This is a genomic window from Candidatus Thiodiazotropha sp. AKIB8, from assembly GCF_058244675.1.
This window is the reverse complement of record NZ_JBSYOO010000037.1, coordinates 166,410-179,930: the sequence shown is the minus strand read 5'-3', so window position 1 is coordinate 179,930 and position 13,521 is coordinate 166,410. Positions and strand designations below refer to the sequence as shown.

General features: G+C 48.0%; 11 protein-coding genes, 1 tRNA gene and 1 pseudogene. 2 read left to right on the top strand and 11 right to left on the bottom strand.

Translation table 11 applies throughout. From position 1 onward, the window contains the following. Together AC4IFB_RS11710 and AC4IFB_RS11705 are read left to right on the top strand one after the other, a co-directional pair. A pseudogene (locus AC4IFB_RS11710) lies at nt 1-254 on the top strand (hypothetical protein); the annotation flags it as partial. A gap of 462 nt (nt 255-716) precedes the next feature. Beyond that, on the top strand, nt 717-941 hold the full coding sequence (locus tag AC4IFB_RS11705; protein ID WP_490780255.1) for a YgaP-like transmembrane domain: 225 nt from the start codon (nt 717-719) through the stop codon (nt 939-941). A gap of 78 nt (nt 942-1,019) precedes the next feature. On the opposite strand, the gene AC4IFB_RS11700 is transcribed toward AC4IFB_RS11705, so the two are convergent. From AC4IFB_RS11700 to AC4IFB_RS11650, 11 genes are all read right to left on the bottom strand, one after another. Continuing rightward, the gene (locus AC4IFB_RS11700) at nt 1,020-2,849 is read right to left on the bottom strand and encodes an SLC13 family permease (RefSeq protein WP_490780254.1); all 1,830 of its coding nucleotides are present in this window, start codon (nt 2,847-2,849) and stop codon (nt 1,020-1,022) included. 110 nt (nt 2,850-2,959) lie between these two features. Then, entirely contained in the window at nt 2,960-4,084 is a 1,125-nt protein-coding gene (proB, locus tag AC4IFB_RS11695) for a glutamate 5-kinase (RefSeq protein WP_490780253.1), read from the bottom strand. A 56-nt stretch (nt 4,085-4,140) separates the two neighbouring features. Further along, nucleotides 4,141-5,214 carry an Obg family GTPase CgtA gene (gene cgtA, locus AC4IFB_RS11690; protein ID WP_490777974.1) on the bottom strand — a complete coding sequence of 358 codons (1,074 nt, stop codon included), beginning with the start codon at nt 5,212-5,214 and terminating at the stop codon, nt 4,141-4,143. A 221-nt stretch (nt 5,215-5,435) separates the two neighbouring features. Beyond that, complete coding sequence (gene rpmA / locus AC4IFB_RS11685) at nt 5,436-5,693, bottom strand: 50S ribosomal protein L27 (protein WP_490777973.1); 258 nt, start codon at nt 5,691-5,693, stop codon at nt 5,436-5,438. Nucleotides 5,694-5,702: 9 nt separating this feature from the next. Further along, entirely contained in the window at nt 5,703-6,014 is a 312-nt protein-coding gene (rplU, locus tag AC4IFB_RS11680; protein WP_490777972.1) for a 50S ribosomal protein L21, read from the bottom strand. Between the two features lie 147 nt (nt 6,015-6,161). Further along, the gene (locus tag AC4IFB_RS11675; protein WP_490780252.1) at nt 6,162-7,079 is read right to left on the bottom strand and encodes a cation diffusion facilitator family transporter; all 918 of its coding nucleotides are present in this window, start codon (nt 7,077-7,079) and stop codon (nt 6,162-6,164) included. A gap of 106 nt (nt 7,080-7,185) precedes the next feature. Continuing rightward, the gene (locus tag AC4IFB_RS11670) at nt 7,186-9,699 is read right to left on the bottom strand and encodes a putative bifunctional diguanylate cyclase/phosphodiesterase (protein WP_490780251.1); all 2,514 of its coding nucleotides are present in this window, start codon (nt 9,697-9,699) and stop codon (nt 7,186-7,188) included. Between the two features lie 4 nt (nt 9,700-9,703). Next, complete coding sequence (locus AC4IFB_RS11665; RefSeq protein ID WP_490780250.1) at nt 9,704-11,338, bottom strand: FecR domain-containing protein; 1,635 nt, start codon at nt 11,336-11,338, stop codon at nt 9,704-9,706. A 376-nt stretch (nt 11,339-11,714) separates the two neighbouring features. Then, nucleotides 11,715-11,790 (bottom strand) — tRNA-Thr (locus AC4IFB_RS11660). A 43-nt stretch (nt 11,791-11,833) separates the two neighbouring features. Beyond that, nucleotides 11,834-12,652, bottom strand: coding sequence for an SPOR domain-containing protein (locus tag AC4IFB_RS11655; protein WP_490780249.1), 819 nt, complete (start codon nt 12,650-12,652; stop codon nt 11,834-11,836). A gap of 136 nt (nt 12,653-12,788) precedes the next feature. Beyond that, the gene (locus AC4IFB_RS11650) at nt 12,789-13,517 is read right to left on the bottom strand and encodes a type III pantothenate kinase (protein ID WP_490780248.1); all 729 of its coding nucleotides are present in this window, start codon (nt 13,515-13,517) and stop codon (nt 12,789-12,791) included. Nucleotides 13,518-13,521 lie beyond the last annotated feature (4 nt).

The window sequence follows — 13,521 nt, the reverse complement described above, 5'->3', positions numbered from 1 at the left end:
CTGCAGAACAGGCGGGAGAGAGTCTCAACCAGATTACAAAAACCATGGCTGATATCTCACAACTCAATCAGGATATATCAAGTGCTACTGACCTGCAGCATCAAACTGTTGTCGGTGTAGACCAAAGCATTGTCAATATAAACCAGGTTGCGATACAAACATCAAACAGCACAGAAGCACTGAGTAATTCCACCCTTGAACTGCAGGCCCTGGCTTCAGAACTGGAGTCTCATGTTGGACGATTCAAGGTTTGAAGAGGCGGTAGATATTCCACCGTCAATGGAGAAAGTGACTTGAAATGTTGCTCACTATAGTTTGTGGCTACTATCTGATCATGGTTTCTGTGTTATTTACACTTAAGGACAAAAAACAGGCTTTGCCCGCAACGGGCGGGGCTTTGCCCTGGCAAAAGGCTTGAGTAAAAAATACTAAAGACTGGATCAAACCTCAAACTGTCACTCACCTTACTTGGTGGGGCAGGGCCCCACCCTACCGTTTTTTTAAGAGCGGAGAAAGGATGCATTTCTAAGTCATATTATGTTTCAGCTCGCAGTTATTTATACATACCAATCACCTCTTTATAGAATCATCCGAACTGTTTTTCAGCCAGTAGCGTCCGTGTGTAACAAATGTTCCAGACTACTATCTCAGGATTTATAGAATGAAGTTAGTGAGGACGATCACACCGCGTTTTTTAACATTAAGGAGTTATCAAGATGACTGTAGAGAAAATTACATTTGCTATTGTTGGTATTCTGATTATGGCTACCGTTGGAGCTTACCTAACGACTCAAGTCGATATTTTTTTATATGCTGCTATGTTTGTAGGCTTCATGATATTCCAGGCTCCCCTCACAAAATTCTGCCCACTCCCCGCATTGCTAAAAGCTATGGGTGTACCCACTGGGAGTCTATTTGGAAAAATGGGTTCTGGCTCTTGAATCCATTCGTGGCGCCATTGATATCGTGATTCAACACCACGGATAGCTATCATTTTCTATAAGGAAAACTATGGCAATCTAAGTTTCGACTGAAAAGATCAATGGCACCATGACCAAAGTAACAATCAATGCCAGCACCTGGAGCGGAACACCAATCTTCAGAAAATCACTAAAGCGATAGTTACCCGGACCAAGTATCAATGTATTTACCGGTGAGGCCACGGGTGTCGCGAATGCTGTGGAAGCTGCAATCGCGACAGTCATTAAAAACGGCGTTGGAGAGAGTCCCATATCGAGCGCAAGGTTAAGCGCGATGGGCGCAATCAATACTGTAGTTGCCGTATTGGAGATAAATTGACTAAACAGTGAGGTAAGCAGAAACAGGCCGCCAAGTACCGCCCTGGGTCCCATATCATGGAAAAACTCTGCCAGGCTAGTGACCATCATGCCCGAACCACCGGTCACTTCTAAAGCACGCGCCAGGGGTAACATGCCTGCAATCAGCACCAGACTCTGCCAGTTCATAGACCGGTAGGCCTCATCCATACTGACACACCGAGTTGCTATCATGGCAAAGGCACCCAACATCACTGCCACCAGATTAGAGGTAAGCTGAAGGGTCATTACAATCAACATACCTAAGGTGACCAATACAGCCCAGGGCGCCTGGTTTCCATGCCAAGTACGCTCGACTATCTCCTGAGGCAGCTCCAGCAACGCCAGGTCACGCCTGGGGCCGTTCATCTGTTCCAACGCTTCCCATGGGCCAGCCAGCAACATCATGTCGCCCGCCTCCATCCTGGTCTGATCAAAATCGAGCGCCATTGGTTGATCAGCCCGTCGAATCGAGAGTACAGTCAGACCCTGACGGTTGCGGAAGTTACCCTCTCGCACGGTCTTGCCAACCAGCGGTGACCCTGGCACCACCAAAGCCTCAGCCATACCGAACTGGCCCTGTAGACGTCTACGCAGCCCGGAGGGAAAACCCAGGTCACTTAGTCCCAGATAATCTGCATGGCGATCTATTATTGCCTGGGGTGCCACTACATATAGTTCATCCCCCTGACGCAGGCGTGTGCCGATCAAAACCGGCTTCAAAGCAGTCAATAGTGCGCCATGTCGCTCCACTGCCATTACGGTAATAGCGAAATTTCTTCTTAATCCAACCTCACCCACAGTCATATCACAAAGGAGTGATCCGGTTCGAACCTGCAGTCGGTGCAGTCCCTCCGTTATACCGTACTCCTCTGCCATGTCATGCAGGCTCCGCCTTGCCAACTCACCTTCAGCCACCTTTCCGCCAGGCAATAATCGCCTTCCCAGAGTCAGCATGTAGACAATACCAACAAGCAGGATTGCACCACCAATAGGTGCAAAGTCAAAAAAGCCAAAACCTTCCATGCCGGCATCCACCAAGGCCCGACTAACTGCAAGATTTGGCGGTGTACCAATCAGCGTCAACATACCACCAATGAGCGAAGCAAAGGCTAGTGGCAGCAGCAATCTACGTGCAGCCAAGCCAGCAGAACGGGCCATGCTCATAACCACAGGAATAAAAATTGCCACCACACCAGTAGAGCTCATAAAAGCGGAGAGTATCGCTACTGTCGGCATCAATAGAAGAATCAGATGCCACTCACTACCTCGTCCTATGGTAGCAATGCGCTGTCCAACCCACGCTGCCACACCGGTTCGATGCAGACCTTCCCCAATAACAAACAGCCCAGCTATCATCATCACCAGTGGATCACCGAAGCCAGCAATAGCTTCGGAAGGTGTAACCACACCGGAAATCGCCAGAGCAAGAATTACAAAAGCTGCGGTCAGATCGAGTCTTACGCGACCGCTAAAGAATAAGATTATCGCGACAAGGATTAGCGCGAAGACAAAGTAGGGTTGCCAGATCACATGGATTCCAGGAGTCAGCTATTGAATTGTTTCGATCCACTCATCAGAAGCAAGTGGAAGCCTGAAAAGGGGTCGATTAAAGCCTAACTCTAATGCAATCAACCATCCTCTTACAGTAATACCAGATTATCCCTATGTATTAACTCATCCTCATCCACATACCCCAGAACCTCTTCAATGCGGCTGCTGGGTATACCCTTCAGACGTATCGTCTCCTGGGCACTATAGTTGACCAGACCCCGGGCAATTTCATTTCCAGCAAGATCAAGGCAGACGACAACTTCGCCACGCCCAAAATCTCCCTTAACGTCACAGACCCCAACCGCCAGCAGACTGCTCCCCTGCTCACGTAACACACGTACCGCACCATCATCCAAAGTCAGGCTTCCTCGTGGTTGAAGCTGACCAGCTAACCAGCGTTTTCTTGCCGCCTGTCTCTCCTGGACTGGTACCAATAGTGTTCCAACCTCCTCACCTCGGGAAATGGCATCTAGAACATGCTGAGTTCTACCCGATGCGATAATCGTACCTGTACCGGAACGAGCAGCCAGCCTTGCAGCCCGTACCTTGGTTACCATACCCCCCAAACCGAGCCCACTCGCACTGCCCCCTGCCACAACATCGAGTTGCGGATTATCGACTCGCATCATATTGATCATAGAGGCATCAGGGTTGAAGCGTGGATCAGCATCAAACAGACCCTCCTGGTCTGTTAACAACACCAACAGATCAGCCTCGATCAGATTTGCCACTAAAGCAGCCAGGGTATCGTTGTCTCCGAAACGAAGCTCATCGGTTGTTACCGTATCGTTTTCGTTGACCACAGGAACCACACCCAATTCAAGCAGGGTACGAAGCGTACTGCGTGCATTCAAATAGCGGGAACGATTTTCAAGATCATCCCGGGTCAGCAGAACTTGAGCCGTATGCAGATCATATTTTTGGAATCCCGCCTCCCAGGCATGTACCAATCCCATCTGACCAATGGCTGCTGCCGCTTGCAGTTCATTTAGATTATGAGGACGGTTTCGCCAACCCATTCGGCTCATACCTTCCGCGACGGCTCCAGACGATACCAGCACCACTTCATTACCGGCATGCCGGAGTGCAGACATCTGTTCAACCCATGCAGAGAGTAATTCATGGGATAAACCCTTACCGTCAGCAGTAAGTAGTGCGCTACCGATCTTTATAACCCAGCGCCTCGAACTGGTGATCTTTTCCCGGGAAATCATTTGCTACCTGATATGGTGGTTTAAGTTAATCGACTATCCCATGAGTGATTCTGCTATCAGCTTTGCAGTGGATCCCACTCAGCATCATCATCTTCTTCAGCAGGCTGCTCCTCTACCCGCCAAATCTCCTCGAGTCGTAACATGAGGTCCGATACAAGTTGCTTTGTACCCTCACCACTTACTGCTGAGATGCCATAAACCGGCCCTTCCCAAGCCAATGCCTGACACAGATTGCGACTTCTCTCTTCAAAATCATCTGCCATCAACAGATCTTTTTTATTCAGCACAAGCCAACGCTCTTTGGTTGAAAGCTCATCAGAATAACGCGATAGCTCCTTTTCAATCTGACGAACTTCAGCTGCACTGTCAATGGTCTCATCCAATGGTGCAATATCTACAAGATGAAGCAACAGACGGGTACGGGAGAGGTGCTTGAGAAACTGCAATCCAAGCCCTGCACCCTCTGCTGCACCCTCAATCACACCAGGAATATCAGCCACGACAAAGCTATGATCATGACCGAGACTGACAACACCGAGATTGGGATAGAGGGTAGTGAAGGGGTAATCCGCTACACGGGGCCGGGCACTGGAAACCTTGCTGATCAGGCTCGACTTACCCGCATTCGGCATTCCCAACAGACCAACATCCGCCAATAGAATCAACTCCAGGCGTAATTCCCGACGATCACCTTCAGTACCATAGGTAAATTGCCGTGGCGAACGATTGGTGCTGCTTTTAAAGTGCACATTACCTATTCCCCGCTCACCTCCTTTGGCGACCAGCATACTCTGCTGGTGCTCCAGCAGCTCACCCAGTAACTCCCCGGTTTCGTCATCCAGAATACGTGTGCCCACCGGTACTCGCACCTTGAGATCACTGCCTTTTCGACCGGTACGTTCACGGCCCATGCCATTCTGGCCACGCTCTGCCTTATGGGTTCTCTGTGTGCGAAAGTCCACCAGGGTGTTGAGGCCACTATCGGCAATCAGGTAAACACTGCCGCCATTGCCCCCATCACCACCATCAGGCCCGCCTTTGGGAATATACTTCTCGCGCCGAAATCCGGCACAACCATTTCCCCCGTCTCCGGCAATAACTTTTATCTTGGCTTCGTCTACAAATTTCATAGGCTGATGTACTGTCTCATACTAATGCGTGAAATCCGCGTGACGCCAGGCCATCGTCTGAGTTGCGCTGCCTGACAAGGAGCTGCCATTGTTGGCGCATCGCGCCTTGCCTTGGAAAGAGTGCAAGCCTCTGATATCACGCTTGAGTTAGAGACAGTGCACTAAAACGCAAAAAGCCTCGTACACAGACGAGGCTTTTGAGCGTTAATTCCGTAGTAATACTAGTCGGTAACAACGCTCACATATTTGCGATTGCGAGGGCCCTTGACTTCAAACTTCACGGTACCGTCTGCTTTGGCAAACAGGGTGTGATCCTTGCCAATGCCAACATTTACGCCATTATGGAACTGGGTGCCACGCTGACGAACGATGATATTTCCAGCTTTTATAGCCTGATCACCGAAAATCTTGACGCCAAGACGTTTGGATTCCGAATCGCGGCCGTTACGTGTACTACCGCCTGCTTTTTTATGAGCCATCTCTCTCTCCTAACCGCTAATGCCAGTGACTTGCAACTCAGTGAACCACTGACGATGTCCCTGACGTTTCATATGGTGCTTGCGGCGACGAAACTTAATGATCTTCACTTTCTTGCCACGGCCAATGGATTTAACAGTAGCCGTTACCTTGCCGCCTTCAACATAGGGCGTACCGACTTTCACATCATCACCATTGGTGATCATAAGAACCTTATCCAGCTCCACCGAAGCGCCCTCATCAGCAGTCAGCATTTCGACTTTGATGGTATCGCCTTCAGAAACGCGGTACTGTTTTCCGCCGGTTTGAATTACCGCATACATTGCATTAATCCCCGAAATATCCCGTTATTCCCCCAGCCAGACATCTGGCGAGGTAAAGAGCCGGAATTCTACCCGTACACTTTCAATGGGTCAACCCAAAGCGTGTATCAATTCTACTGAAATTACCCCAACCCCGTTTGCTGCGCTTTATGTCTGAGCGACGGCGCGCTTTTCAGCCTCGATAAATATTCGTTTTATCTGGGAAAATTCTGCTTTGATCGCCAAATCCATCTCTGCTATCGACTTCTCAACCTGGTCAGCAGTCAGATGATCCTTAAAGTCCACACTGAGATTGACCAACACAAAATCCGGCCCCATATGCATGGTTAGTACTTCATTCACGTGATCCACGCTCTCTTTTTCAGCAACTATTGCCTTAACCCCTTGAATCACAGGCTGGTTGGCACTCTCTCCAATTAATAGACCCTTAGTCTCATAGGCGAGCCATATCGCTGTTCCCACAAGTATTAAGCCGATAACTACCGACGCCAAACCATCGAAAAGCGGAAATCCGGTCATCTGCGCCAGCATAACGCCTAGAAATGCCACAATAAGTCCCAGCAGTGCTGCCGTATCTTCGAACAAAACCACGAAAATAGAGGGATCTTTTGCCCTTTGAACCGCCTCCATATATCCCCATTTACCTTTCACCTTGGTGAACTCCCTGAAAGCGAATAGCCAGGCAGCCCCCTCAAACAGCATGGCCAACCCCAGTACCACGTAGTTTATTATCGGGTTACTGATCGGTTCCGGGTGCTGAATATGTTTTATCCCTTCATAGATCGAAATACCGCCACCCAGTGCGAAAATCAGGATCGCAACGATAAAGCTCCAGAAATAGATCTCCTTGCCATAGCCGAAAGGAAAAGCCTCATCCGCCGGTTTTTCAGCACGGGCCATGCCATACAGCAGTAACCCCTGATTCCCTGTATCAACAAGGGAGTGGATGCCCTCGGATAGCATTGCAGAGCTACCAGTAAAAAATGCAGCGACAAATTTGGTAATCGAGATCAATGAATTACCAGCCAATGCTGCGAAAATAACTTTTTTAGAACCAGATGCCACAACCAAACTCCTTCAACAGGTAGCCAATAAGCCGATCAATGCGACGCAGAGTATATCCTTTCTCAGCACCCAGGGAGTTCCGTCAGCTAAAAAAAACGTTAAGAGATCATCGAGTGGATTTATTCTGAACATTAAACTCTGTGTGAGAGGTATTGTTTGCAACCCGCCCGGAAAATATCGTGGTTAATTCAGATGCAGGCAGAGGGTGACTGAAATAGAATCCTTGTAGAGCATCACAACCATATTGGCGTAAGTTTTCTGCTTGAGCTTCAGTTTCAACACCCTCAGCAATGACATCAAGTTTTAAACGTTTCGCCATTTCAATGATTGTCATAGTAATCTCTTTTACACTTTCATTATCCTGAAACTCACGGGTAAAAGACTGATCGATCTTGATACGATCAAAAGGAAAATGTTGCAGATTACTCAATGATGAGTAGCCTGTACCAAAGTCATCGATTGCAAGCTGTACACCCTCTTCCTTCAACAGACGCATAGCAGATCTTGCCTCCTCAAGATTTTGCATGACTGTACTCTCAGTGACCTCCAATTCTAAAAACCTGGGATCAAGCCCGCTGTCATCAAGAGATCTACGCACTTCAGCCACCAGGTTCTTGTCACTGAACTGCACTGGTGAGAGATTAACAGCCAAACGTAGAGGCCCGAAGCCTTCATGATTCCACTGTTGCACCTGTTTGCAAGCCGTGCGTAACACCCACAAACCGATTGAACGAATTAATCCAGTATGTTCAGCAACCGGAATAAAAGCGCTGGGATAGACCAGACCTAACTCAGGATTATGCCAACGTATGAGCGCTTCAACTCCAAAAATACGTCCGTTACCGGTAACTACCTGGGGTTGGTAGTAGACCTCGAATTCACTGCGCTCAATCGCATAAGTAAGCGCCTGTTCCAACTGAGATCCCTCTTTAACCTCTTTTGCTATCTGCTCAGAAAAGAGACAGATGGAATCTGAATTCTGCATACGCGCACGAAACACAGCCATATTGGCATCACGCAATAAACTCTCTCCATCCTGACTTTCGGTAGGCCAGAGACTCAATCCTATGCTCGGCCCAAGAAAAGCAGAATTACCCTCGTACACCATAGGTTGCTGTAATACAGCAAGAAGATTTTTCGCAATCAAGTGCGCTGACTCCAGGTCATTAAGTCCATTCACTAAAACACCGAAGTCATCACCACCTAGATGAGCAACAAGATCATCGCTTCGCACCACATCACGAATCCGCTGTGCAATCGCTTGTAATAACTGATTACCAGCTGCTCCGCCGATGATTCCGCCAGCAGAGCCCAACCATTTAACATGCACAATCATCAATGCAGAGCACTTGAAATCATCAGAGCCCGAACTGCTCAAGCCTCTCAAATATTCATCCAATGCGTATTGATTAGGTAAGCCGGTTACAGCATGGTGCATAGCCTGGTCATACATTCTGATGTTCAGTGACTTGTTAACCTGTCTCTCATGCAGATGAAGCCAGACCCCCCATAGCGGGAAGCCTATAAGTAGTGGAACAATCGAGGCAGCAGGGGCAAACCAGACTTGGCTGAGAGACAAGGTAAGCCCTGATAGAGCGGGTAGACCAACAATCGCAATCAGAAATAGAACAATAGACAGAGGAAACCTGGTTGAAGACAGCACCAAAGCAATCACCCCTGTTATGATCAAGGTCAGGAGCAGATGATATCCATGATCCATCACTCTCAATAAGCTGCCATTCAAGAGACCACTCAGCACATGGGCATTCAACCTGACCCCTGGCATGCGCTGATGACTCTGGGATACTGGTGTAGAAATAACATCACCCAGACCGGTAGCAGTTGAGCCAATCAATACATACCGACCTTCAATCCTCGATGCAATTTCATCATCATTGAGCAGTTGATGAACAGAAATGGTTTCAACTGTATCCGGACTTGGATCATAAGGAATTAAAAACTCTCCGGAGCGCAGCCAACTTGACTCACTGCTCATTGGTGACTGTTTATTGACCACACCAGGCAGAGAAATCTGCTCACCTGCCACATTCATAAGCGCTAAAGAAAATGTTGCCCAACGGGCATCATCCAGTCCCGCATGCAAGAAAAACCTACGGCAAAGCCCATCACTGTCGATCTCAAAATCAACATGTCCCAAACCAGCTGCAGATGATGCAAGTATGGGAAGCGGCAGCACCTCTGAAATCGAAATGCCTGACAGAGGATTACTCGGTGCCACAGCAAGTACGGTAACCCCGTTTGCTGCAATTGCTTCAGCAAAAAGTTGATCAGCCTGAGGATCGTTCTGTTCAGCTTCAGAGAAAAGCACATCAAATCCAACAACCCGTGCATTCATGACCGTCAAACGATTAAGCAGTTTAGCATGAAAACGCCGGGACCAGGGCCAACGACCAAGTTCCTGTAGACTCTTATCATCGATGGCGACTACCACTAACTCGTCACTGATATGATTATCAAGAAGATTGAGAAAGTAGTCGTAAAACAGAAAGTCGAGGCGCTTAATTGCCGCACTGCCAATGAGTACATTGGCACAGACAACTAAAGCTATCGCCAGGATAACCTGACTGACTTTTCCTTTATTGAAAAAGTGCTTGAACATTCCTCTACAAAAACAGCAAACCGTAAATCAGACTTACAGGAACTATCCAAACGCTTTTACCAAGCAGAGGGTCGATCTTGTGGACATCACTCCATGGCCCCTGATAATCATCCTCGTCTACTACACAGACTCTCAAATAGCGTAGTTGACTATATATATGTTCGATTTCAATCTCATTTTTCGAGACAACTTGATCAAGCTCAAGATGGTTGAAGTCTGGATCATGAGCTATCTGAACATGATAACGATGATCAGAATCTAGCTGTTGCCAGGAGCCCATAACTCGCTCTTCAGTAACCACCATAGTGACACCAGGTGGCTCCAGTTCAGATCTGAGACGCCATGAACGAACGATTCCGGCAGGCCCCAGCTCTCCACTATCTGATTTCGCAGCAACACGCCAATAGTAGGTTCCCGGTTCGGATATATCGGTCAGTTTGATATGTTCGACATCTTCAACCTCCCTCTTAATGACAATATCCTCGAAAGCCTGATCCGTTGCGACTTCCAGGAGATAACCACTCGCATAGTCGGGCCTATCCCACTTCAGCTCAATATCGCCTCCCTGCAACATCTCTCCATCAGCCGGGCTAAGTGATTGCGGTGGTTGAGGATGCCTGTCAAGAACAAGCCTCTTTACCGTGTTACTGCCTTCCAGCCCATCTGCATCGATACCTCGAACGCTTACCCAATAGTCTCCATCTGGTAGATCCGGCAGGCTAAGCTGATGATCAGAAACGACCTGTTCCCAGAGCAGAATATCCAATTGTTGATTATCGCTGACCTCTAGCCGGTAGTTTTTAGCCCCCGCGAGCTTTTGCCAGCCAAGTTGCCAATCCAACTCTCTGAGAGGTTCGGGAATTTCATTCAGTTTGGGTGGTGATAATAGTTTTCGCGGTGGTATTGGTGGCTGCCCCTGAGTTACCCGGGTACCAAACCCGGCTTTAACCAGCGCTTGCTCTTCAGCACCACTGACCACCACATCCCCTTCCAGAACCTCAATGTTAGAGGATTCTCCATCCAGGCTGACAGCCGCACGATAAGCTGTACCCCGAACTGCAGTTATTGCAGATGGTGTATGAATTTCAAAACGTGATCCAGGACCTTCGGAAGGTTTTACTCTGGTTTGTATACGGCCGCGACCCAGATGCAGTCTTGAATCAACCATCCCTGTCTCACCATGGGCACTGAGGTGGTCAAAGCGCATCTCAGCATCACTGTGCAGCGTCAACCTTGTGTCATCTGCAAAGACAATAGCAACACTGCTATCTTGTCCTGTCTTCAGCGTATCCCCCAAATGGATCAATGTACCAGGCTTGAGGTCATTCAGAGCTGTTCCATCTGAGCGGGTAATTTTGACTTGACCACCAATCAATTCGATTCGTGCAGGAACTGCATTGCTACGAATCCACTTCATCGGGACCCTAAGCCAACTGCCGGGCTGCAAGCGTTTGGGGTTCTTGATGTTATTCAGCTTTCGAAGCTGTTCGAACCTCATCACACTGTCTAAGTACTTGGTGCTGAAATCCCACAGGTTGTCACCATCGACGACTGTATATACCCAATCTGCAGAGTGTACAGGCATGGAGAGCAACATAAAGAGAAGTGCAGATTTTAATAATGAGATTCGCTTCAGCAATGGACTTCCCCTTTTTGTCCCAAGATTAGCGATATTGTTGAACGCCCATCAGGAATCCAGATCATGAATTCGAATAAAGTTCTTTATGCAATAAGTCTATACCAAACACAATACACTGACAGCTCATCCAAATCATGAAAGTGCAGAATAACGGTTAGGTTCCACCCGATCCAGGTCGAATTGACACACCAAGTTTCAATAGAGCAAAAATAATTTAGACATCGACAGCACAATGGCGCCCTAAATCAGTTAAATTTAGATTTATGATAAAACCGGGCTAATCGATAAGGAATTCGATCAAAAGGATCGATATTCGGGAAAGCGCAAGGTTACACAATCCCGCTGAGCGCCTGCAATTACGCAGGTTAAGGAAAAATGGAGCCGGCGAGAGGATTCGAACCCCCGACCAGCTGATTACAAATCAGCTGCTCTACCAACTGAGCTACGCCGGCTAAGGAGTGCGAATTCTAAGCGTTTCTTCTCTCTCTGGCAATCCTAACGACACTCAACAGCCTTAGAAACCAGTTCGGGAAAATCTTTCACCAGTCTGGACCAGTCTTGATCACTGATTCCAGTAGGGTCGTTTGCCTGATACCTGAGCCAATAATTGGTTTTTTCCCGGTATCGAGGTTGAATAACCGATTCAAACCCTAATGCATCGATTTCACGTTTTCGATCCCCTGCACGAACCTCATCCCGGAACAGTCCCAGGGAGATGGCGTGCACCAATTCACCACTGGTAAAGCGCCACAGGTCTGAAACACCGGATTCTTCCAACCTTTTCGCTATCTTGACCGCCTCCCTGCGGGTAGCTTGTTGCGGAATAAGTACCCAATACCCGGCCTGCTCATTACGCGTTTCCGATTGAAGTTCAGGTTTTAATCCAAGTGCGCGGAGGCGAACAGATATCTCTTCCGCCGCCGATCTGGTTTCCACATACCCAACCATGGCGCAGCGTGGCACCACATCAGATGTGGTGACCATTTCCGGCTCAACTGCAACATCAGCTGTTTCCGAGGGCTTATCAGCTTCCAGCTCCAGTTCAACCTGAGATTGAGCCTCAACAACAGCAGCGCCAGCAGGCTGGGTTTGTTCAGCTTCAGGGTCGGCTTTGCTATCCATAGTTTGCATCGCCTCTTCATCTTTCACAGCATCTGTTTCATCGACCGTAGCGCTTTGACTAAGCTCACTTGCAAGTCTTAACTCGCCTACATCAGTCGTAGCGTATGATTTCTCTACCTCCTGCTGTTGAGGGTAAATCAACAGAAACAGGCCAAGATTAATCAGTATCAGAATAAAGAAGAACCATTTCATAAGTCAGTTTGTTTAACCTAAAAAGATCAGTTGGGCAGCGTGATTCACCCAACAGGTGACCAAGACCGTCGCAGCTATTTTCAAAAAAATCAGGAACCTGCTATTAGAATGGAGCGGTCAACTGATTCTTTTAGGTTTAAGTCGACTGTAAGGCCAAGCCTTGTAAAACCAGATCGGGTACGATCTGGTGAGCAATCATAAGATATTCAGACAATTGATGGGCATTTCCACCGGTAAGAATGCATTCCACGCCACCACCACAAATTTCCTGCAAACGCAGCAGTGACCTTTCTACCATGCATAGGTGTGTCAGCATAGCACCACTTTGAACGGCTGTTGCGGTATCAGTCGCAAATTCACTTAAATTCAAGTGATTGTTATCTATGGAAAGATCTGTATTAAGATCAAGACATTTGGCATAAAGTTGCAATCCAGGGATTATGGTTCCACCCAAATGGCATCCTTTATCATCCAAGCCATCAATCGTAGTTGCCGAGCCCAGATCCACCACAACCACAGGCCTGTTACAGATTCTGCGCGCAGCAAGTAGAGCCAGCCAGCGATCCACTCCCAATTGCGAAGGTGTAGCATAACCGTTGACTACCCCTAATTCCCGCTGCACTGTTTCTGATATCCGTACGGTAGCTTGCCAATGCTGAATGATCCATGAGGTTAGATTATCGACCACTTTCTGCTGTCTGACAGAGGCAATATGCACTTCCGCAGGTTCAGCCATATCAGACCATGGGGTATCAATTACCTCGGGTAACTCTTGAGAGTTTGCTCGATGAACAACTTGAGACTGCAAATCCTTTTCACTTGCCCATTTGATCAATGTATTGCCAATATCAACAAAAAGCTTCATGACA